This is a genomic window from Mycolicibacterium chlorophenolicum, from assembly GCF_001044235.1.
Classification (GTDB): domain Bacteria; phylum Actinomycetota; class Actinomycetes; order Mycobacteriales; family Mycobacteriaceae; genus Mycobacterium; species Mycobacterium chlorophenolicum.
This window is the reverse complement of record NZ_JYNL01000020.1, coordinates 641,497-661,407: the sequence shown is the minus strand read 5'-3', so window position 1 is coordinate 661,407 and position 19,911 is coordinate 641,497. Positions and strand designations below refer to the sequence as shown.

Annotated in this window: 19 protein-coding genes and 2 tRNA genes; 14 read left to right on the top strand and 7 right to left on the bottom strand. The window is 70.3% G+C overall.

The window, feature by feature from the left end:
* Positions 1-7 precede the first annotated feature (7 nt).
* Genes serA through MCHLDSM_RS11275 form a run of 3 tightly spaced genes read left to right on the top strand, consistent with a single transcriptional unit; the run spans position 8 to position 3,209 of the window.
* On the top strand, positions 8-1,594 hold the full coding sequence (serA, locus tag MCHLDSM_RS11285; protein WP_048470114.1) for a phosphoglycerate dehydrogenase: 1,587 nt from the start codon (positions 8-10) through the stop codon (positions 1,592-1,594).
* Between the two features lie 8 nt (positions 1,595-1,602).
* A complete protein-coding gene (locus MCHLDSM_RS11280; protein ID WP_048470294.1) occupies positions 1,603-2,613 on the top strand; it encodes a 3-isopropylmalate dehydrogenase in 1,011 nt (336 codons plus the stop codon).
* 2 nt (positions 2,614-2,615) lie between these two features.
* Positions 2,616-3,209 carry a hypothetical protein gene (locus MCHLDSM_RS11275; RefSeq protein ID WP_048470113.1) on the top strand — a complete coding sequence of 198 codons (594 nt, stop codon included), beginning with the start codon at positions 2,616-2,618 and terminating at the stop codon, positions 3,207-3,209.
* On the opposite strand, the gene MCHLDSM_RS11270 is transcribed toward MCHLDSM_RS11275, so the two are convergent.
* Positions 3,197-4,372 (bottom strand): MFS transporter, encoded by a 1,176-nt coding sequence (locus tag MCHLDSM_RS11270; protein ID WP_407661923.1) that lies wholly within the window; start codon positions 4,370-4,372, stop codon positions 3,197-3,199. The genes MCHLDSM_RS11275 and MCHLDSM_RS11270 overlap by 13 nt on opposite strands.
* A 157-nt stretch (positions 4,373-4,529) precedes the next feature.
* Between MCHLDSM_RS11270 and MCHLDSM_RS11265 the strand changes: the two genes are divergently transcribed.
* The 4 genes from MCHLDSM_RS11265 to MCHLDSM_RS11250 all read left to right on the top strand — a co-directional run bounded on the left by MCHLDSM_RS11265 (position 4,530) and on the right by MCHLDSM_RS11250 (position 7,132).
* The gene (locus MCHLDSM_RS11265) at positions 4,530-5,318 is read left to right on the top strand and encodes a fumarylacetoacetate hydrolase family protein (protein WP_048470111.1); all 789 of its coding nucleotides are present in this window, start codon (positions 4,530-4,532) and stop codon (positions 5,316-5,318) included.
* On the top strand, positions 5,315-6,805 hold the full coding sequence (gltX, locus tag MCHLDSM_RS11260; protein WP_048470110.1) for a glutamate--tRNA ligase: 1,491 nt from the start codon (positions 5,315-5,317) through the stop codon (positions 6,803-6,805). The genes MCHLDSM_RS11265 and gltX overlap by 4 nt, the downstream gene beginning before the upstream one ends.
* A gap of 116 nt (positions 6,806-6,921) precedes the next feature.
* Positions 6,922-6,996: transfer RNA gene (locus MCHLDSM_RS11255), tRNA-Gln, on the top strand.
* Positions 6,997-7,056: 60 nt separating this feature from the next.
* A tRNA-Glu gene (locus MCHLDSM_RS11250) sits at positions 7,057-7,132 on the top strand.
* 37 nt (positions 7,133-7,169) lie between these two features.
* On the opposite strand, the gene MCHLDSM_RS11245 is transcribed toward MCHLDSM_RS11250, so the two are convergent.
* A complete protein-coding gene (locus MCHLDSM_RS11245) occupies positions 7,170-7,871 on the bottom strand; it encodes an IclR family transcriptional regulator (protein WP_048470109.1) in 702 nt (233 codons plus the stop codon).
* Between the two features lie 38 nt (positions 7,872-7,909).
* Here MCHLDSM_RS11245 and leuC point away from each other — a divergent pair, with 38 nt between their 5' ends.
* The 3 genes from leuC to MCHLDSM_RS11230 all read left to right on the top strand — a co-directional run bounded on the left by leuC (position 7,910) and on the right by MCHLDSM_RS11230 (position 10,839).
* Entirely contained in the window at positions 7,910-9,361 is a 1,452-nt protein-coding gene (leuC, locus tag MCHLDSM_RS11240; RefSeq protein ID WP_048470293.1) for a 3-isopropylmalate dehydratase large subunit, read from the top strand.
* Between the two features lie 7 nt (positions 9,362-9,368).
* Positions 9,369-9,962, top strand: a complete 594-nt coding sequence (gene leuD / locus MCHLDSM_RS11235; protein WP_048470108.1) for a 3-isopropylmalate dehydratase small subunit — start codon at positions 9,369-9,371, stop codon at positions 9,960-9,962.
* A 202-nt stretch (positions 9,963-10,164) separates the two neighbouring features.
* Positions 10,165-10,839 (top strand): HU family DNA-binding protein, encoded by a 675-nt coding sequence (locus MCHLDSM_RS11230; protein WP_048470107.1) that lies wholly within the window; start codon positions 10,165-10,167, stop codon positions 10,837-10,839.
* 95 nt (positions 10,840-10,934) lie between these two features.
* On the opposite strand, the gene mutT1 is transcribed toward MCHLDSM_RS11230, so the two are convergent.
* Genes mutT1 through cofC form a run of 3 tightly spaced genes read right to left on the bottom strand, consistent with a single transcriptional unit; the run spans position 10,935 to position 14,757 of the window.
* On the bottom strand, positions 10,935-11,834 hold the full coding sequence (gene mutT1, locus MCHLDSM_RS11225) for an 8-oxo-(d)GTP phosphatase MutT1 (protein WP_048470106.1): 900 nt from the start codon (positions 11,832-11,834) through the stop codon (positions 10,935-10,937).
* Positions 11,835-11,867: 33 nt separating this feature from the next.
* A complete protein-coding gene (locus tag MCHLDSM_RS11220) occupies positions 11,868-14,030 on the bottom strand; it encodes an RNA degradosome polyphosphate kinase (protein WP_048418103.1) in 2,163 nt (720 codons plus the stop codon).
* 52 nt (positions 14,031-14,082) lie between these two features.
* Complete coding sequence (gene cofC / locus MCHLDSM_RS11215; protein WP_407661924.1) at positions 14,083-14,757, bottom strand: 2-phospho-L-lactate guanylyltransferase; 675 nt, start codon at positions 14,755-14,757, stop codon at positions 14,083-14,085.
* A 62-nt stretch (positions 14,758-14,819) separates the two neighbouring features.
* Here cofC and MCHLDSM_RS11210 point away from each other — a divergent pair, with 62 nt between their 5' ends.
* From MCHLDSM_RS11210 to MCHLDSM_RS11200, 3 genes are read left to right on the top strand one after another with little or no spacing between them, the layout of a single operon-like run.
* Positions 14,820-15,797: an NAD(P)H-dependent glycerol-3-phosphate dehydrogenase gene (locus MCHLDSM_RS11210; RefSeq protein WP_048470292.1), complete on the top strand. Its 978-nt coding sequence runs from the start codon at positions 14,820-14,822 to the stop codon at positions 15,795-15,797.
* 4 nt (positions 15,798-15,801) lie between these two features.
* Positions 15,802-16,917, top strand: a complete 1,116-nt coding sequence (locus MCHLDSM_RS11205) for a cystathionine gamma-lyase (protein ID WP_048470104.1) — start codon at positions 15,802-15,804, stop codon at positions 16,915-16,917.
* Positions 16,918-16,929: 12 nt separating this feature from the next.
* Entirely contained in the window at positions 16,930-18,033 is a 1,104-nt protein-coding gene (locus MCHLDSM_RS11200; protein ID WP_048470103.1) for a D-alanine--D-alanine ligase family protein, read from the top strand.
* Here MCHLDSM_RS11200 and MCHLDSM_RS11195 read toward each other — a convergent pair.
* Together MCHLDSM_RS11195 and MCHLDSM_RS11190 are read right to left on the bottom strand one after the other, a co-directional pair.
* A complete protein-coding gene (locus tag MCHLDSM_RS11195) occupies positions 18,030-18,578 on the bottom strand; it encodes a DUF3515 domain-containing protein (RefSeq protein WP_048470102.1) in 549 nt (182 codons plus the stop codon). The genes MCHLDSM_RS11200 and MCHLDSM_RS11195 overlap by 4 nt on opposite strands.
* Positions 18,579-18,588: 10 nt before the next feature.
* A complete protein-coding gene (locus MCHLDSM_RS11190) occupies positions 18,589-18,831 on the bottom strand; it encodes an Lrp/AsnC ligand binding domain-containing protein (protein WP_048418109.1) in 243 nt (80 codons plus the stop codon).
* A 107-nt stretch (positions 18,832-18,938) separates the two neighbouring features.
* Between MCHLDSM_RS11190 and MCHLDSM_RS11185 the strand changes: the two genes are divergently transcribed.
* Positions 18,939-19,886, top strand: coding sequence for a thiamine-phosphate kinase (locus MCHLDSM_RS11185; protein WP_048470101.1), 948 nt, complete (start codon positions 18,939-18,941; stop codon positions 19,884-19,886).
* Positions 19,887-19,911: the final 25 nt, after the last annotated feature.

The following is a 19,911-nucleotide window of genomic DNA, read 5'->3' as shown; positions in this document are numbered from 1 at the left end:
AAGCCTCGTGAGTCTGCCCGTGGTACTGATCGCCGACAAGCTGGCCCCATCGACCGTCGAGGCCCTGGGGGACCAGGTCGAGGTTCGCTGGGTCGACGGCCCCGACCGGGAGAAGCTCCTGGCCGCGGTCGCCGACGCCGACGCCCTGCTGGTGCGCTCGGCCACCACCGTCGACGCCGAGGTGTTCGCCGCGGCGCCGAAGCTCAAGATCGTCGCCCGCGCCGGTGTGGGCCTGGACAACGTCGACGTCGACGCCGCCACCACCCGCGGTGTGCTGGTCGTCAACGCGCCGACGTCGAACATCCACAGCGCCGCCGAGCACGCGCTGGCGCTGCTGCTGTCCGCCGCGCGGCAGATCCCGGCCGCCGACGCGACCCTGCGTGAACACACCTGGAAGCGGTCGTCGTTCTCCGGCACCGAGATCTTCGGCAAGACCGTCGGCGTGGTCGGCCTCGGGCGCATCGGCCAGCTGGTGGCCCAGCGGCTGGCCGCCTTCGGCGCGCACATCACCGCCTACGACCCGTACGTCTCGCACGCCCGCGCCGCCCAGCTGGGCATCGAGCTGCTGACCCTCGACGAACTGCTCGCCCGCGCGGACTTCATCTCGGTGCACCTGCCCAAGACCAAGGAGACCGCGGGCCTGATCGGCAAGGACGCCCTGGCCAAGACCAAGCCCGGCGTGATCATCGTCAACGCCGCCCGCGGCGGGCTGATCGACGAGCAGGCCCTCGCCGACGCGATCACCGGGGGCCATGTGCGGGCGGCCGGCCTCGACGTCTTCGCCACCGAGCCGTGCACCGACAGCCCGCTGTTCGAACTTCCCCAGGTCGTGGTGACCCCGCACCTCGGGGCATCGACGGCCGAGGCGCAGGACCGGGCGGGCACCGACGTGGCCGCCAGCGTGCGACTCGCACTCGCCGGGGAGTTCGTGCCCGACGCGGTGAACGTCGGCGGCGGTGTGGTCGGCGAAGAGGTCGCGCCCTGGCTCGATCTGGTGCGCAAACTCGGCTTGCTCGCCGGGGCCCTGTCGCCCGAACTGCCGACCAACCTGTGCGTGCAGGTGCGCGGGGAATTGGCCTCCGAGGAGGTCGAGGTGCTGCGGCTCTCGGCGCTGCGCGGCCTGTTCTCCGCGGTGATCGAGGACCCCGTGACGTTCGTCAACGCGCCGGCGCTGGCCGCCGAGCGCGGCGTCGAGGCCTCGATCGACACCGAGACCGAGAGCCCGAATCACCGCAGTGTGGTCGACGTGCGCGCCGTCTCGGCCGACGGGTCGACGGTCAACGTGGCCGGCGCGCTGTCGGGCCCGCAGATGGTCGAGAAGATCGTCCAGATCAACGGCCGCAACCTCGACCTGCGCGCCGAGGGCGTCAACCTGATCATCAACTACGACGACCGGCCCGGCGCGCTGGGCAAGATCGGCACGCTGCTCGGCGGCGCGGCGGTCAACATCCTGGCCGCGCAGCTCAGCCAGGACGCCGAAGGGGGCGGGGCGACGATCATGCTCCGCCTGGATCGGCAGGTGCCCGAGGACGTGCTGGCCGCCATCGGCAGCGACGTCGACGCGACGACGCTGGAAGTGGTGGATCTGTCATGACGTCCCCGGTGAAGCTCGCGGTGATCGGTGGCGACGGGATCGGCCCCGAAGTCATCGGGCAGGCGCTGACGGTCCTCGACGCCGTGTTCCCCGGTGTCGAGAAGACCGAATACGAGCTCGGCGCGCGGCAGTACCACAAGACCGGCGAGGTCCTGCCCGACTCGGTGCTCGAGGAGCTCAAGGGGCACGACGCGATCCTGCTCGGCGCGATCGGCGATCCGTCGGTGCCCAGCGGCGTGCTCGAGCGCGGTCTGCTGCTGCGGATCCGCTTCGAGCTCGACCACCACATCAACCTGCGTCCGGGCCGGCTCTACCCGGGGGTGCGCAGCCCGCTGGCCGGTGACCCCGAGATCGACTTCGTCGTCGTGCGGGAGGGCACCGAGGGGCCCTACACCGGCAACGGCGGCGCGATCCGCGTCGACACCCCCCACGAGATCGCCACCGAGGTCAGCGTCAACACCGCCTACGGCGTGCGCCGCGTGGTCCACGACGCGTTCCACCGCGCCCAGGCCCGCCGCAAGCATCTGACGCTGGTGCACAAGAACAACGTGCTGACCTACGCAGGCTCGCTGTGGTGGCGCACGGTGCAGAGCGTGGCCGCGGAGTACCCCGACGTCGAGGTGGCCTACCAGCACGTCGACGCGGCGACCATCCACCTGGTCACCGACCCGGGCCGGTTCGACGTCATCGTCACCGACAACCTGTTCGGCGACATCATCACCGACCTCGCTGCCGCGGTGTGCGGCGGCATCGGGCTGGCGGCCAGCGGCAACATCGATGCCACGCTGACCAATCCGTCGATGTTCGAGCCGGTGCACGGCAGCGCGCCCGACATCGCCGGGCAGGGCATCGCCGATCCGACGGCGGCCATCATGAGTGTGTCGCTGCTGCTCGCCCACCTCGGCGAGCTCGACGCGGCCGCCCGCGTCGACACGGCGGTCGCCGAACACCTCGCCACGCGCGGTGACAAGCGGCTCACGACCGCCCAGGTCGCCGAGCGCATCATCGGGAAGCTGTAGCCATAGCCGGATTCGCGACGCTGACGCGCCAGTGTTGGCTGTTCGCGATCGGCTCGTCGTTCTTCGCGCTCGCCACCGTGCCCGGCTTTCCCTCGTGGGCAGGTGCCGGCGCGGCCGATGCGCTCTGCTTCGCCGGGTCGTGGTTCTTCACCACCGCGGCCTGGATGCAGCTGCGGCTGGCCGACCCGGATGCGCGCGCCGAATGGTCCTCGGCAGCACTGCAATTCGTGGGGACGCTGCTGTTCAACCTCAGCACCGGGGCCGCGGTGTGGGCGCACGCCGTTACCGCCGAGCGGCGCTACGTGTGGGTTCCCGACGCCACCGGGTCGACGGCGTTCCTGCTCAGCGGTGTCCTGGGCATGATCGCCGTCAGCGCCACGGCGGGCCTGATCGACCTGCGCTCGCGCGACTGGCTGGCCGGCGCGGTGAACCTGCTGGGGTGCATCGCGTTCGCGGTGTCCGCGGTGGCCGCGTTCGTCCGCAAGACCGGGGTCACCGAAGACGAGTGGCTGGCCAACGTCGGCACGTTCCTCGGCGCGCTGTGCTTCCTGGTGGCCGCGCTTGCGCTGCTGCCGCGCGCCGCTCAGTCGCGGTGAGCGCGAGTGGTGCCGGGCACCGCCGGGATCGCCAGCAGCGGGAACAGCGCGCACACCGCGAAGGCCGCCGGGTAACCCGCGACCCCGATCAGCGCGCCGAACAGCGGGGGAGTGACCCCGGCGGTGAGGAGCTGGGTGGTGTTCTGGGTGCCCAGGGCCCGTCCGCTCCAGAACGGTCCGGCGATCTCGGCGATCGCCGTGAAGGCCAGCCCGTTGTCCGACACCGTCACCACCGAGGCGACCATCATCAGCGCGATGCTCACCGGTGAGTCCAGCCAATCGGTCAGCGCCAGCAGGGCCATCGCCGCGGCGGCGGCCACGGCGATGCTGCGGACGGGGCGCATCCGCGAGCTCAGCACGTCACCGGAGCGCTTGAGCACGGCATCCGACCACCGGCCCGCGCCGATCCGCCCGCCGGCGCCGAGGATCTGGGCGACGGTCACCAGCGCCCCCGCCGAGCCGGCGGACCACCCGCGGTCGGTGATCAGCCACGCGAGGGTGAACGTCCACACCATCGCCTGGGGTGCCACGAGCAGCAGGGACGTCAGGTGGATGCGCACCAGCAGTGACGAGGCGCGGTAGGGGTTGGCCAAGTCGGCGTCGTCGGCTTCGGCCCGGGCGGGCCGCGGCGGGTCGAGCACGGCCACGGCGCACACCACCGCCGAGACCGCGCAGACGATGGCCGGGAAGGCCAGGGCGCTCGACACTCCACCCGTCTCGGCCAGCCGCGGGATCACCAGCGCGCCCAGGCCGACCCCCAGCGGCTGGGCGGTCTGCCGGATCCCCATCACCAGGCCGCGCTTCTCGGCGTCGAACCACCCCACCACGAGGCGGCCGCTCGCGGTGTTGCTGCTCGCCGCCGCCATGCCGCCGAGGAACAGGAAGATCCCCACAGCCACCAGGGAGTCCGCCGATGCGGCGCCGAATGCCGCGGCCGCGGTCAACGCCGACCCCAGCGTCAGCACCACCCGCTCGCCGACCCGGTCGACGACGTACCCCCACGCGATCAGCGTCACCACCATGCCGAGGCTGGGCAGCGCCGACATCAGGCCGGCCTGGGCGAGGTCCAGCCCGCGCTCGCGGTGCAGCGTGGGGATGAGGAAGGCCACACCGTTGATGAACACGTTGGCGCACAACGTCGCGCCGAGGGCGACGACCAGCATCGACCATCGCCGCCCGGTGCCGATCGCCGACGTGTTCACAAGGCCATGGTTCCACATGCGTCTCAAAATGCTGAACTACTTTCCCATATAGTGAGATGTGCTGCCGGACTCCGGCGTCGGCGCGGCGGGGCGTAGGCCGGGCACTAGGCTGAGGCCCATGCGTCTTGGTCGAATCGCCAGCCCCGACGGGGTCGCCTTCGTCGCCATCGAGGGTCCGTCCGAGAATCCCGCCGAGGCGGTCGCGCGGGAGATCGCCGAACACCCGTTCGGCTCACCGACCTTCACCGGACGGCAGTGGCCGCTGGCCGACGTTCGACTGCTGGCCCCGATCCTGGCGAGCAAGGTCGTCTGCATGGGCAAGAACTACGCCGCACACATCGAGGAGATGGGCGGCGGCACGTTCGAGGATCCGATCATCTTCCTCAAGCCGAACACCGCGATCATCGGGCCCAACACCGCGATCCAACTGCCCGCCGATGCCCACCCGGTGCACTTCGAGGGTGAGCTCGCCGCGGTGATCGGCAGGCCCTGCAAGGACGTGCCTGCCGCCCGTGCCGCCGAGAACATCCTCGGGTACACCATCGCCAACGACGTCTCCGCCCGCGATCAGCAGGCCAAGGACGGCCAGTGGATGCGCGCCAAGGGCCACGACACGTTCTGTCCGGTCGGTCCGTGGATCGTCACCGACGTCGACCCCGCCGATCTGGAGATCCGGACCGAGGTCAACGGAGAGGTCAAGCAGCGCAGCCGAACGTCGTTGATGATCCACGACATCGGCGCGATCATCGAATGGATCTCCGCGGTGATGACCTTGCTGCCCGGGGACCTCATCCTGACCGGAACCCCTGAGGGCGTCGGGCCCCTCGAGCACGGCGACACGGTCAGCGTCAGCATCGAAGGCATCGGAACACTCACCAATCCCGTTGTGCGCAAAGGAAAGTCGTGACCAGTCTCACTCAGGCCGTTCGGGTCAGATTCTGCCCCTCGCCGACCGGTACGCCGCATGTCGGGCTGATCCGTACCGCGCTGTTCAACTGGGCGTACGCCCGGCACACCGGGGGCACCTTCGTGTTCCGGATCGAGGACACCGATTCCGCGCGCGACAGCGAGCAGAGTTACCAGGCGCTGCTCGACGCGCTGCGATGGCTCGGACTCGACTGGGACGAGGGACCAGAAGTCGGCGGACCCTATGAGCCCTACCGGCAGTCGGGTCGACGCGAGCTCTACGCCGACGTGCTGAACCGGCTGATCGACGCCGGCGACGCCTATGAGGCCTTCTCCACCGCCGAGGAGGTGGAAGCCCGTCATCTGGCCGCCGGTCGCAACCCCAAGCTCGGCTACGACAACCACGACCGCGACCTCACCGACGAGCAGCGGGCGGCTTTCCGCGCCGAGGGCCGCCGGCCGGTGGTGCGGCTGCGCATGCCCGACACCGACATGACGTGGGACGACCTGGTCCGCGGACCGACGACGTTCCCGGCCGGCTCGATCCCGGACTTCGCGCTGACCCGCGGCAACGGAGAACCCTTGTACACGTTGGTCAATCCGGTCGACGACGCGCTGATGAAGATCACGCATGTGCTGAGGGGCGAAGACCTGCTGCCGTCCACACCGCGCCAGCTCGCGCTCTATGCGGCCCTGGAGCGGCTCGGCGTCGCCGACGGCACACCCCGGTTCGCGCACCTGCCGCCGGTGCTCGGCGACGGGAACAAGAAGCTGTCCAAGCGTGATCCGCAGTCCAACCTGTTCCTGCACCGCGATCGCGGCTTCATCCCCGAGGGCCTGCTCAACTACCTTGCGCTGCTGGGTTGGTCGATCGCCGACGACCGGGACGTGTTCAGCCTCGAGGAGATGGTCGCGGCGTTCGACGTGGTCGACGTCAACTCCAACCCCGCACGGTTCGACCAGAAGAAGGCCGACGCGCTCAACGCCGAGCACATCCGGTTGCTCGAGCCGGCGGAGTTCACCCGCCGTCTCGCTGGGTTCTTCGCCGAGCACGGTCACGACACCGGTCTGGGCGAGGCGCAGTTCGCCGAAGCCGCGGGGCTGGTGCAGACGCGCATCGTCGTGCTGGGCGACGCCTGGGATCTGCTCAAGTTCCTCGACGACGGCGCGTTCGGTCTGGACGAGAAGTCCGCCGGCAAGGAATTGCGGCCCGAGGCCGTGCCGGTGCTCGACGCGGCGATCGCCGCGCTGGAGGCAGTCGGCGAGTGGAATCACACCGCGCTGGAGGACGCGCTGAAACGGGCGCTGATCGACGGTCTCGAACTCAAGCCCCGCAAGGCCTTCGGTCCGGTGCGGGTGGCCGTCACCGGGTCCTCGGTGAGCCCGCCGCTGTACGAGTCGCTGGAGCTGCTGGGCCGCGAGCGCACGCTGGCCCGGCTGCGGGCGGGCCGGGACCACGCCGCGGCGGGGGTGGACCCGGGGGTGTGAAAGCACCCCGAGATCTTTGGTAGTCTGCTCGTCGGCCCGCCAGAAGCCCGCCGCAGCGCCACTGCGGTGAGCTGGGTCAGGAAAAGTGCCTATGACCTGCAGTGATAGGCAGCCAATGGGGTATGGTGTAATTGGCAACACAGCTGATTCTGGTTCAGCCATTCTAGGTTCGAGTCCTGGTACCCCAGCCAACGATCGGATTAGGCCAGCTTTGTTCCCTGAGCTATGCTGTCCCTCCGAAACATGTTCTAGCCCCCGTCGTCTAGCGGCCTAGGACGCCGCCCTCTCACGGCGGTAGCGTGGGTTCGAATCCCATCGGGGGTACCACCGCTCCGGATCCCGGCGATCCGGAGCTTTGTGGTTTCTAGAGTCTGCGTGTCAGCGCATCGGCCGCCGCCACCAGGTCGGCGGCCCAGCGCGCACCCGGCCGCCGGCCCATCCGGTCGATCGGCCCGGAGACCGACACCGCGGCGATGACGGCTCCGCGCCCGTCGCGCACCGGCGCCGACACGCTGGCGACGCCCGGTTCGCGCTCGGCCACGCTCTGCGCCCATCCCCGCCGGCGCACCTCCGCCAGAGTGCGGTCGGTGAACGCCGCGCCGGGAAGCACGCTCTGCTGGGTGGCTGCGTCGGCGTAGGCGAGCAGCACCTTGGCCCCCGATCCCGCGGTCATCGGCAGACGCGTTCCGATCGGGACCGTATCGCGAAGACCGGCAGGCGGTTCCAGTGCCGCGACGCAGATTCGCGCGGTGCCGTCGCGGCGGTAGAGCTGCACGCTCTCCCCGGTCAGTTCCCGCAGGCGCGGCAGTACCGCGGCCCCGGCCGCCAGCAGCGGATCGCGGACGTGGCTGGCCAGCTCGGCGAGCGCGGGGCCGAGGCACCACTGCCCGTCGCCGTCGCGCGAGAGCATCCGGTGCGTCTCCAGTCCGACGGCCAGCCGGTGGGCGGTGGCGCGGGGCAGCGCCGTGCGCTCGCACAGATCGGCCAGCCCGCACGGTGACTCGGCCACCGCGTGCAGCACCGCCACCGCTTTGTCCAGCACGCCGATGCCGCTATCCTGTCTCACAAGGAGATACTAGCTTCCCAGAATGTGAGATGGTCAAGATGGACAACGCGCACAGCCCGCGCACCATGGCCGAGAAGGTGTGGAGCGATCACGTCGTCGTCGAGGGTGCCGGCACCGGCGACGCCCGAGAACCCGACCTGATCTACATCGACCTGCACCTCGTGCACGAGGTCACCAGCCCGCAGGCGTTCGACGGTCTGCGGCTGGCGGGGCGTCCGGTACGGCGGCCCGATCTGACCATCGCCACCGAGGATCACAATGTGCCCACGGTCGACATCGACAAGCCGATCGCCGACCCGGTGTCGCGCACCCAGGTGGAGACGTTGCGCCGCAACTGCGAAGAATTCGGCATCCGACTGCATCCGATGGGCGATGCCGAGCAGGGCATCGTGCACATCATCGGGCCGCAGTTGGGTCTGACGCAGCCCGGCATGACCATCGTCTGCGGCGACAGCCACACGTCCACGCACGGCGCGTTCGGGGCGCTGGCGATGGGCATCGGCACGTCGGAGGTCGAACACGTCCTCGCCACCCAGACGCTTCCGCTGCGGCCGTTCAGGACGATGGCGGTCAACGTCGACGGCGAACTGCCACCGGGCGTCAGCGCCAAGGACATCATCCTGGCCGTGATCGCCCAGATCGGCACCGGCGGTGGACAGGGTCACGTCATCGAATACCGGGGCAGAGCCATCGAATCGCTGTCGATGGAGGGCCGGATGACGATCTGCAACATGAGCATCGAGGCGGGCGCCCGCGCCGGCATGGTGGCTCCCGACGACACCACCTTCGAGTTCCTCAAGGGCCGCCCGCACGCCCCGACCGGTGCCGCGTGGGACGAAGCCGTCGCCGCGTGGCGTCAGCTGCGCACCGACGAGGGCGCGCATTTCGACACCGAGGTGCACATCGACGCCTCGACGCTCAGCCCGTTCGTGACCTGGGGGACCAACCCCGGTCAGGGCGTGCCGCTGGGCGGGTCCGTACCCGACCCCGAGGAGATGTTCGACGAGGCGCAGCGCCAGACCGCCGAAAAGGCTTTGGCGTACATGGGCCTTCAGGCGGGTACCCCGATGCGCGACATCGCGGTCGACGCGGTGTTCGTCGGATCGTGCACCAACGGCAGGATCGAGGATCTGCGGGTGGTCGCCGACGTGCTGCGCGGCCGCACCGTCGCCGACGGGGTCCGCATGCTGATCGTTCCCGGATCCATGCGGGTGCGCGCTCAGGCCGAATCCGAAGGCCTGGGCGAGATCTTCACCGCGGCGGGCGCGGAGTGGCGGCAGGCCGGGTGCTCGATGTGCCTGGGCATGAATCCCGACCAGCTCGCCCCGGGGGAGCGGTGCGCCTCGACGTCCAACCGCAATTTCGAGGGACGGCAGGGCAAGGGCGGCCGCACCCATCTGGTGTCGCCCGCGGTCGCCGCGGCGACCGCCGTGCGCGGCACTCTGTCCTCCCCGGCCGACCTCATTCCCGCGACGAGCCACGGAAAGTAGAACTGCGATGGAAGCCTTCACGACCCATACCGGAATCGGCGTGCCGCTGCGCCGCACCAACGTCGACACCGATCAGATCATCCCGGCGGTCTATCTGAAGCGGGTGACGCGCACAGGATTCGAGGACGGATTGTTCGCGGCCTGGCGCAACGATCCGGCTTTCGTGCTCAATCAACCGCCCTTCGACCGGGGTTCGGTTCTGGTGGCGGGGCCCGATTTCGGCACCGGGTCGTCACGCGAACATGCGGTGTGGGCGCTCATGGACTTCGGTTTCCGGGTGGTCATCTCGTCCCGATTCGCCGATATTTTCCGGGGAAACGCGGGTAAGGCCGGTCTTCTGGCGGCCGAAGTGGCACAGGACGACGTGGAATTGTTGTGGAAAATCATCGAGCAGCATCCCGGGACGGAAATCACTGTCAATCTTCAAGATCGGACCGTCACCGCGGGAACGACTGTGGTGCCGTTCAACATTGACGACTACACCGCGTGGCGGCTGCTCGAAGGACTCGACGATATAGGCCTTACGCTGCGGAAAGCCGCCGAAATCGAGGAATTCGAAACGCGTCGGCCCGAGTGGAAACCACGTACCCTGCCGGCCTGATTCGGCGCTGAAATAGGCGAAATCGCCCCGCTGCAATCCGCTTTTGGGCCCGTCCGGCAGGACCCGAAGGGGGCCAACCGGATTGAAAAAAGTTCGCTGGCGCGCCCTGAAATTGCGCGTGGCTCTTGGAAATCAGCAGGGATTGGGTTTACCGTGTCCTCTAGTCGGTCCAAGGAGGACCACTGGTTCCCGGAGGTTTTGCATGAACAAAGCAGAGCTCATCGACGTACTCACGGAGAAATTGGGCTCGGATCGTCGGCAGGCGACCGCAGCGGTGGAGAACGTCGTCGACACCATCGTGCGCGCGGTGCACAAGGGTGACAGCGTCACCATCACCGGCTTCGGTGTCTTCGAGCAGCGGCGCCGCGCCGCTCGCGTCGCCCGTAATCCGCGCACCGGCGAGACGGTCAAGGTCAAGCCGACGTCTGTGCCTGCGTTCCGTCCCGGCGCTCAGTTCAAAGCCGTTGTCTCCGGCGCGCAGAAGCTTCCGGCCGAAGGCCCGGCAGTGAAGCGCGGTGTCACCGCGGGCAGCACTGCGCGCAAGGCGGCCAAGAAGGCTCCGGCCAAGAAGGCTGCGCCGGCGAAGAAGGCCGCGCCCGCCAAGAAGGCTCCGGCCAAGAAGGCTGCTCCGGCGAAGAAGGCTGCGCCGGCCAAGAAGGCTGCGCCGGCCAAGAAGGCTGCTCCGGCGAAGAAGGCTGCGCCGGCGAAGAAGGCTCCGGCCAAGAAGGCCGCGACCAAGGCTCCGGCCAAGAAGGCTGCTCCGGCCAAGAAGGCCGCGCCCGCCAAGAAGGCCGCGACCAAGGCTCCGGCCAAGAAGGCCGCGCCCGCCAAGAAGGCGCCCGCCAAGAAGGCTCCGGCCAAGCGCGGTCGCAAGTAGTCCGTTTCACCGAACACGCCGCGGGTCTGGTACCCGCGGCGTTTTCGTGTGTCCGGACATGCGCTGGGGCCGCCCCGAATTCTGGTGCGGCGGTACTACTTCGCGGCCAGTGGTGAGCTGATGTGATCGGCGCACGCGAGCCGTCCGCCCACCAGCGTCAGCACCCAGGTGCTGCCCTTGCGATTGCGTGACTTGTCCGGCCGCACGCCGTCCCGCTCGCACCACCAGGCGATGAGGTCGGGAATGACCTCCCCCTGCGTGCAGATCACGGGGTGCGCGGCGGTCGCGGCGATCTCGAGCACCCGCTGCCGCGCCTTCTTGCGGTTGTCGGCGTACGCCTCTGCGGTCAACGCGGACTCGGTCCGGATCGGCACGCCGAGCTCCTCGGCCAGCGGGTCCAGCGTCTGGTGGCAGCGCACGCGGTCGGCGGCGAACAGGTCACCGGCGCCGAACGCGAGGAGTTGGCTCACCAGCGCCTCGGCCTGAGCGCGGCCGTGCTTGTCCAGCGGGCGCTTTCGGTCGTCACCGGTGTACCGGGACTTGCTGCCCGCGGTGGCGTGCCGCACGATCAGGACCGTCGTGGTGTCGGCGGGCAGCGCGGTGAAGCGGCGCAGCACCTTGCGGTCGAGCGCGTACTCCAGCTGCGCCATCGCCTGCTCGACCGGCAACCACTTCAGTTCGTCCACTTCTTCGTTGGGGGTGAACTCGCCGCCGACACAGCGGGCCACCCAGTACCGCACCTTCTTGGGGACGCCGTCGACCGAGTAGCTCACCGAGGGCAGGCGGCGACCGAGGTGGGCGCGGAAGCCGGTCTCCTCGGCGATCTCCCGCGCCGCGGCGACCGGCGCCGTCTCACCCGGGTCGAGCTTGCCCTTGGGCAGCGACCAGTCGTCGTAGCGGGGACGGTGCACGACGGCGATCTCCGGTGTGCCCGTTCCCTCCTGCGGGCGCCACAGCACAGCCCCCGCGGCGAGGATCGGTTCGGTGTTCACCACCGCCGCACCCGCCTGCTCTGCGAAGAGAGGGAACTATGGATGGCGGTGGCTTTCCATCATCGACACCTGATGGTCGCGCACGGTCTGTCCCTCCTGAGGCAATGCCGTCCAGTGCCCGTCGGCGCCGAGCTCCCAACAGCGCGTGCCCGGATCGAGCGCCGATTCGAAGATGTCGTTGAGTTGTGCGGTCAGCCGTGGATCCTTGACCTGAGCCATGACCTCCACGCGCCGGTCGAGATTACGATGCATCATGTCGGCACTGCCGATCCAGTATTCGTCGATGGCGCGGAAGTGAATGATCCGTGAATGTTCGAGGAATCGACCGAGGATCGAGCGCACGGTGATGTTCTCGGAGAACCCCTCACCGCCCGGGCGCAGCGCGCAGATCCCGCGCACCACCACCTCGACGCGGACGCCGGCCTGCGACGCCCGGTACAGCGCGTCGATGACCTGTTCGTCGACCAACGCGTTGGCCTTCAGGCGGATCCGGCCCTCCGCGCCGTCGCGGGTGGCGGCGATCTCCCGGTCGATCCGTTCGACGATGCCCCGGCGCACGCCGTAGGGGGCGACGAGCAGATTGCGGTAGGACTCCTTGCGGGAGTAGCCCGTCAGCGAGTTGAACAGATCGGTGAGGTCGGCACCGATGTCGGGCGCGGCGGTGAGCAGGCCCACGTCCTCGTACAGCCGCGCGGTCTTCGGGTTGTAGTTGCCGGTGCCGATGTGGCAGTAACGCCGGATCGTCGACCCCTCCCGGCGCACCACCAGACAGGTCTTGCAGTGCGTCTTCAAGCCGATGAGGCCGTAGACCACATGCACGCCCGCCTGTTCCAGTGCACGGGCCCACTTGATGTTGGCCTGCTCGTCGAACCTGGCCTTGATCTCCACGAGCGCGACGACCTGCTTGCCGGCCTCGGCCGCGTCGATCAACGCGTTGACGATCGGTGAGTCGCCCGAGGTGCGGTACAGCGTCTGCTTGATGGCCAGCACGTTGGGGTCGGCCGCTGCCTGCTCGATGAAGCGCTGCACCGTGGTGGAGAACGAGTCGTAGGGATGGTGGACGAGGACGTCACCGTCGCGCAGCGTCGAGAAGATGCTCTTGGGGGTCTCGCGCTCACCGAAGGCGGGCGGTGTGGCCGGCACGAACGGCGGATCCTTCAGCGCGGGCCGGTCCACGCCGTAGACCTGCCACAGCGACGAGAGATCCAGCAGCCCGGGAACTTCCACGACGTCGCCGGGCGCGACGTCGAGTTCACGCAGCAGCAGTTCCAGCATGCCCTCGGTCATGTCGTCGGAGACTTCCAGCCGCACCGGGGAGCCGAACCGGCGCCGGGCCAGCTCGCGTTCGAGTGCCTTGAGCAGATCCTCGTCGCGATCCTCCTCGACTTCGAAGTCGGCGTTGCGGGTGATCCGGAAGGCGTGGTGCTCGACGATTTCCAGGCCGGGGAACAGGACCGGAAGGAACGCGGCGATGAAATCCTCCATCGGCAAGAAGCGCGCGACGTCGTTGCTGCCCTCCCGTGGGGGCAGCTCGACGAAGCGGTCCACGTTGTCGGGCACTTTGATTCGGGCGAAGTGCTGACCGCCGTCGGGGTGCTTGACGGTGATGGCCAGGTTGAGGCTCAGACCGCTGACGAACGGGAACGGGTGGGCCGGGTCGACGGCCAGGGGAGTCAGGACGGGGAACACCTGCTCGTGGAAGTACGTGGAGAGCCGGCCGCGTTCGGCATCGTCGAGTTCGGCCCACGTGACCAGGACGATGCCCTCGTCGGCCAGCGCCGGGCGCACCGCGTCGAGGAACACGTGCGCGTGCCGGCTCGCGAGTTGTTGCGTGCGCTCGCTGATCCGCCGGAGTTGTTCGCGCGGCGACAGGCCGTCGGCCGAGCGGACCGACAGCCCCATCTCGTCGCGCCGTTTGAGGCCCGCGACGCGCACCATGTAGAACTCGTCGAGATTGGAGGCGAAGATCGCCAGGAACTTCGCGCGTTCCAGCAGCGGCAGTGACGGGTCGGCCGCCAGGGCGAGCACCCGGGCGTTGAAGTCGAGCCAACTCAGCTCACGGTTGAGATAGCGGTCCTCGGGCAGCGGGTTGTCGACCGTCGGCGAGGTCGCAGCCGGGGGAGCCTCGGGCGCCGCGTCGGACGCGTCCACGGTCGTCGTGGTGTCGGCGTCGTCCGGTCGAGTCTGCGCTTCGGTCATGCCCCGATGATTCCCTATCGACGGGTGCTGCGGCTAGCAGTCCGGCGGCCACTCAGCGCAGCGCGCCGATCGCCTCCGAGGTCGCCGGGCCGACTCCGAGGTCCTGGGCGGCCCTCAGGTCCTCGGCGGTGTCGATGTCGCAGCGCAGTCCGGACCACTCGCCGGTCAATTCGACGGCGCCCGAACGGCGGTGCCGCGCGGCCGAATCTGCGCCGAACAGCGGCGCCAACGGCACTCCGAAGGACAGCAGTGCCGCCGTCCCGCTGCCGTGCCGGTCGGCGACGAAGCTGCGCGGGTGCTGCCGCGCCACCGCGATCGCCTCGGCGAGTTCCTCGCTGCGAAGCGCCGGTAGATCTCCCTGCAGCGCAACGACATTGGCGGTGTCGCGGCGGGCCATCGTCTCCGCTGCGGTCAGCGCGTTGTTCAGCGGGTCGGGGTGGCCCTCGGGGGTCGGGTCGGCGAGTGTCAGCGCCCCGAGCCGGCCGGCCGCCGCCGCGGCGTGGGTGTCGGGGGTCACCACGATCACCGACCGCACCGCATCGACGGCCGCCGCGGCGGCGATCGTGTCGACGAGCATCGCCAGCACGACGCCGCCCCGCGTCGCCGCGGAGAACGCCGGTGCCAACCGTGTCTTGGCCGCGGTGAGACGCTTCACCGCGATCACCAGGGTGACGTCGGCGTCCGGGGGCCGCGGTCGGGCGGCCGCGAAGGTGTCCATGCCGCTCACGAGCGTCATCCTGCCAGTCCGTTATTCCCGACTAGTGTGAAGCCGTGGTCGAGGCGGCGGTGATGGGTGCAGGGGCGTGGGGCACAGCGCTGGCCAAGGTGCTGGCCGACGCCGGTAACGATGTCACCCTGTGGGCACGCCGACCGGAGTTGGCCGACGAGATCAACCGGACCCACCGCAATCCCGGGTACCTCGACGTCGCGCTGCCCGACTCCATCCGGGCCACCAGCGACGGTGCCGAGGCGCTGGACGGCGCCTGCACGGTGCTGCTGGCCGTGCCGTCGCAGACCCTGCGGGCCAACCTGACCGAATGGAAGGCCGCTGTGGGGCCCGACACCACGCTGGTCAGCCTCGCCAAGGGCATCGAACTCGACACGCTGATGCGGATGAGCCAGGTCATCGTGCAGGTGACCGGCGCCGACCCGTCCCGCGTGGCGGTCGTCTCGGGGCCGAACCTCGCCAGCGAGATCGCCGCCGAGCAGCCCGCCGCCACCGTGATCGCCTGCAGCGACTCCGGGCGCGCCGTGGCCCTGCAGCGGGCACTGGCCACCGGCTACTTCCGGCCGTACACGAATGCCGACGTGATCGGCGCGGAGATCGGCGGCGCATGCAAGAACGTCATCGCGCTCGCTTCCGGGATGGCGGCGGGCGTGGGCCTCGGTGAGAACACTGCCGCCGCGATCATCACCCGCGGACTCGCCGAGATCATGCGACTGGGAATCGCGTTGGGCGCCAAGCCGGCAACGCTGGCCGGCCTTGCGGGTATCGGCGACCTCGTGGCGACCTGCATGTCACCGCACTCCCGCAACCGGTCTTTCGGGGAACGTCTCGGGCAGGGCGGCACGATGGCCGCCGCGCTGGCGGCCACCGGCGGGCACGTCGCCGAGGGCGTCACCTCGTGCACGTCGGTGCTGGCGCTGTCGACGAGTTACGACGTCGAGATGCCGTTGACTGAGGCGGTTCACGGGGTGTGTCACAAGGGTCTGTCCGTCGACGATGCGGTGGCGCTGCTGCTGGGCCGCACCACCAAGCCGGAGTGAGCAGGTGAGCAGCTCGTACGGGGATTCCACCCGCAGCCTCAAAGCTGTTGCCTCCGAAGTGGTTCCCGGAGCGCCATTGGGGCCGGTGCCGGTTCCCGCTGCGGCGTATCATCTTCCGGCCGACGAGGACGACGCGCTGGACAGCTACGGGCGCAGGCACAATCCGACCTGGCGACATCTGGAGGCGGCCCTGGCCCAGCTCGAAGGAGCCACGGCCGCAACGGTGTTCGGATCCGGGATGGCCGCGATCACGTCGCTGCTGAGGGTGGTCGCCGAACCGGGGACGACGCTCGTCGTACCGGCCGACGGGTACTACCAGGTCCGTGCCTACGCCACCGAGTACCTGGCGCCGCGCGGGGTGACCGTGGTGCAGGCGCGTTGCGCCGACATGTGCGAGGCCGCCCGCGACGCCGATGTGGTGCTGGCGGAGACCCCGTCGAACCCGGGTCTGGACGTGGTCGACCTGCACCGGCTGTCGATGCTGTGCCGGCCGCGCGGCGCCGTACTGATCGTCGACAACACCACCGCCACACCGCTGGGGCAGCAGCCGCTGTCGCTGGGCGCCGACTTCGTCGTCGGCAGCGCCACCAAGGCGCTGGCGGGCCACCACGACCTGCTCGCCGGCTACGTCGCGGGCAACCGCGCCGACGTGCTGGACCGCCTCGAGCGGGAGCGGCTGCTGTCCGGACCCATCCTCGGGGCCTTCGAGGCGTGGCTGGCGCTGCGGGGCCTCGCGACGTTCGGGTTGCGGTTCGAGCGGCAGTGCCAGAACGCCGCCGCGGTCGCGCTGATGCTGCGCTCGCACCCGGCCGTCACCGCGGTGCGCTACCCGGGCCTGCCCGACGACCCGTCCCACACCGTCGCGGCGCAGCAGATGCGCCGCTTCGGCGGCATCGTGGCCGTCGAGCTGGCCGACGCCGACGCCGTCCACGCGCTCGTCAGCCGCAGCGCGCTGCTGGTCGGCGCCACCAGCTTCGGGGGCGTGCACAGCTCCGTCGACCGCAGGGCGCGGTGGGGCGACGCCGTACCGGCGGGCTTCGCCCGCATCTCGTGCGGCATCGAGGACACCGAAGACCTGGTCAGCGATATCGAGTCGGCTCTCGGTGGGGTCGGCCGGTAGCCTCTCTAGGTTGTGACTGCCCGCACCCGCGTTGCCGTCGTCTACGGCGGACGGAGTTCCGAACACGCGATCTCGTGTGTTTCCGCAGGCAGCATCCTGCGTAACCTCGATCCGCAGCGGTTCGAGGTGGTCGCGGTCGGCATCACCCCGCAGGGGGCGTGGGTGCTCACCGACGGCCGGCCGGAGACGCTGGCCATCACCGACGGCACGCTGCCCAGCGTCACCGGGTCCTCCGGCACCGAGCTCGCGCTGTCCGCTGACCCGGCCCGGCGTGGCCAGCTGCTCTCGCTGGGCGACGCGGCCGGCGACGTCCTGGCCTCGGTCGACGTCGTCTTCCCGGTGCTGCACGGGCCCTACGGCGAGGACGGCACCATCCAGGGTCTGCTGGAACTCGCCGGGGTGCCGTATGTGGGCGCCGGCGTGCTGGCCAGCGCGGTCGGGATGGACAAGGAATTCACCAAGAAGCTGCTCGCGGTGGCCGGACTGCCGATCGGCGATCAGGTGGTGCTGCGGCCCGGCACCGCCACGGTGTCGCTGGAGGACCGGGAGCGGCTGGGCCTGCCCGTCTTCGTCAAACCGGCGCGCGGCGGCTCGTCGATCGGTGTCAGCCGGGTCACCAGCTGGGACCTGCTGCCCAGGGCGATCGACGCCGCCCGCCGGCACGACCCCAAGGTCATCGTGGAGGCGGCCGTCCCCGGCCGTGAGCTCGAGTGCGGCGTCCTGGAGTTCCCCGACGGCCGCCTCGAGGCCAGCACGGCCGGCGAGATCCGGGTGGCCGGTGTCCGGGGCCGCGAGGACGGCTTCTACGACTTCGAGACGAAGTACCTCGACGACGCCGCCGAGCTCGACGTGCCCGCCAAGATCGACGACGCCGTCGCCGAGGAGATCCGCGGACTGTCGATCCGGGCTTTCCAGGCCATCGACTGCCAGGGGCTGGCACGTGTCGACTTCTTCCTGACCGACAACGGACCCGTCATCAACGAGATCAACACGATGCCCGGGTTCACGACGATCTCGATGTACCCGCGGATGTGGGCGGCCAGCGGCGTCGACTACCCGACGCTGCTCGCGACGATGGTCGAGACGGCCGTCGCCCGAGGCACCGGCCTGCGTTAGCCCAGCGGGGCCGGGTCCGGCGCCGTGGCCGGGAGCTTCGCGGCGAGCGTCGTCGAGATCGTCTGAATGGCGTCCGGCCCGGAGCCCGGCGGCAACGTCAGCGCCACATAGACCGGCCGGTCCACCGCGAACCACGTGGCCCGGTCGCCACCCGCACTGTCCTGCACCCGGAACCACGACACCGCGTCGACGACCTGCAGCGGTGCCCCGACGACGAAGTCGGCCGGCCGCTGCACCCCGCAGCGCAGGATGAGCGGCTCGCCGCCGCCCTCGGGCTGCCACGCCGCGGCCCCCGCCGGCGCGGGGTCGACGAGCGGGGCGCGCCGGAAGTCACCGAGCCGGTCGGGGAGCGCGGCGACGAGGGTGGCGCACTCGGTGCTGTCGGCCCGGGGCGCCGGCACCGCCGACACCGCCACGGGGGTGGGCCCGGGTGTGCGTTGGAGGACCGCCGCGACCACGAGGACCGCCACCACGGCGCCGACGGCGAGCACGATCGCCGCGACGAGGACGGCCCGCGGCGGGCCGTCGCCGGTGTCGCTGTTCACCCGGGCAACTCTAGGGCTGCGCCGCCTCGGCGATCGGGCAGGTCAGTGTGCGGGTGATGCCCGAGACCTGCTGCACGCTGGGGACCACGGTGGCGCGCAGCTCGGCCAGGCTCTCGGCGCCGGCCCGCACCACGACGTCGTAGGGGCCGGTCACGTACTCCGACGACAGCACGCCGGGAAGCCCGGCGAGCTGCTTGGCGACGACTTCGGCGCGACCGACCTCGGTCTGGATGAGCACGAAAGCCTCGACCACGCCGCAATCCCTCCGTCTGGCTGCATAGACTCCACGCCGCAGGGACCAAACGTACCGCAGGTGAGCCGAGCGTTCAGGCCACGGACGTGATGCGAGGAGTGACACCGATGGCGGACGGCACGCTGGCGCAGGCGGGCGAGTTCGCCGTCATCGACCGTCTGGTGGCCGGGCGGCGACAGCCCCCGTTCGTCGTCGTCGGGCCGGGCGACGACGCCGCCGTCGTCACGTCCGGGGACGGCCGGGTGGCGGTGAGCACCGACATGCTGGTCGAGGGGCGGCACTTCCGGCTGGACTGGTCGGCGCCGCGGGACGTGGGCCGAAAGGCCATCGCGCAGAACGCCGCCGACATCGAGGCGATGGGTGGCAGCGCGACCGCGTTCGTGGTCGCGTTCGGCGCCCCCGCGGACACCGCGACCACGCGGGCCGTGGAACTGGCCGACGGGATGTGGCAGGAGGCGTCGCGGCTGGGCGCCGGCATCGTCGGCGGCGACATGGTGGCGGCACCGCAGTGGGTGATCTCGGTGACCGTGCTCGGGGACCTCGGCGGCCGCCCGCCGGTGCTGCGCAGCGGAGCCCGGCCCGGCGACGTGGTCGCGGTCGCCGGTGAGCTCGGCCGGTCTGCCGCGGGATACATGTTGTGGCGCAACGAAATTCACGAGTTCGAGGCGATACGGCGGCGCCATCTGGTGCCGGAGCCGCCCTATGGGCAGGGCGCGATCGCCGCACGAGCCGGCGCGACCGCGATGACCGACGTCTCCGACGGTCTGCTCGCCGACCTCGGACACATCGCGGAGGCGTCGGCCGTGCACATCGACCTGGCCCTCGACGAGCTGGCGACCGATCTGGACGCCGTCGCCCCCGCCGCGGCCGTCGCCGGCGTCGACGCCCGGCAGTGCGTCCTCGGCGGTGGCGAAGATCACGCGCTGGTGGCCACCTTCGCCGCGGAGCCGCCGCCGGGCTGGCGGATCATCGGCCGGGTACACGAGGTCGGCGCGGCCCCGGTCACCGTCGACGGCGCCGCCTGGACCGGCAGCACGGGCTGGAAGTCGTACTGAGCCGGCGGGCCGCTAAGTTGGCCTG

Bases quoted from the DNA above. Each gene is read 5' to 3' on its own strand.
- MCHLDSM_RS11270 (WP_407661923.1), bottom strand. From the start codon at position 4,372: ATGCTGGTCGTCGCCCTCGGCGCGACGTTGTGCGCCAACGTGTTCATC.
- MCHLDSM_RS11265 (WP_048470111.1), top strand. From the start codon at position 4,530: ATGCGTCTTGGTCGAATCGCCAGCCCCGACGGGGTCGCCTTCGTCGCC.
- leuC (WP_048470293.1), top strand. From the start codon at position 7,910: ATGGACAACGCGCACAGCCCGCGCACCATGGCCGAGAAGGTGTGGAGC.
- leuD (WP_048470108.1), top strand. From the start codon at position 9,369: ATGGAAGCCTTCACGACCCATACCGGAATCGGCGTGCCGCTGCGCCGC.
- MCHLDSM_RS11230 (WP_048470107.1), top strand. From the start codon at position 10,165: ATGAACAAAGCAGAGCTCATCGACGTACTCACGGAGAAATTGGGCTCG.
- MCHLDSM_RS11220 (WP_048418103.1), bottom strand. From the start codon at position 14,030: ATGACCGAAGCGCAGACTCGACCGGACGACGCCGACACCACGACGACC.
- MCHLDSM_RS11210 (WP_048470292.1), top strand. From the start codon at position 14,820: ATGGGTGCAGGGGCGTGGGGCACAGCGCTGGCCAAGGTGCTGGCCGAC.
- MCHLDSM_RS11185 (WP_048470101.1), top strand. From the start codon at position 18,939: ATGGCGGACGGCACGCTGGCGCAGGCGGGCGAGTTCGCCGTCATCGAC.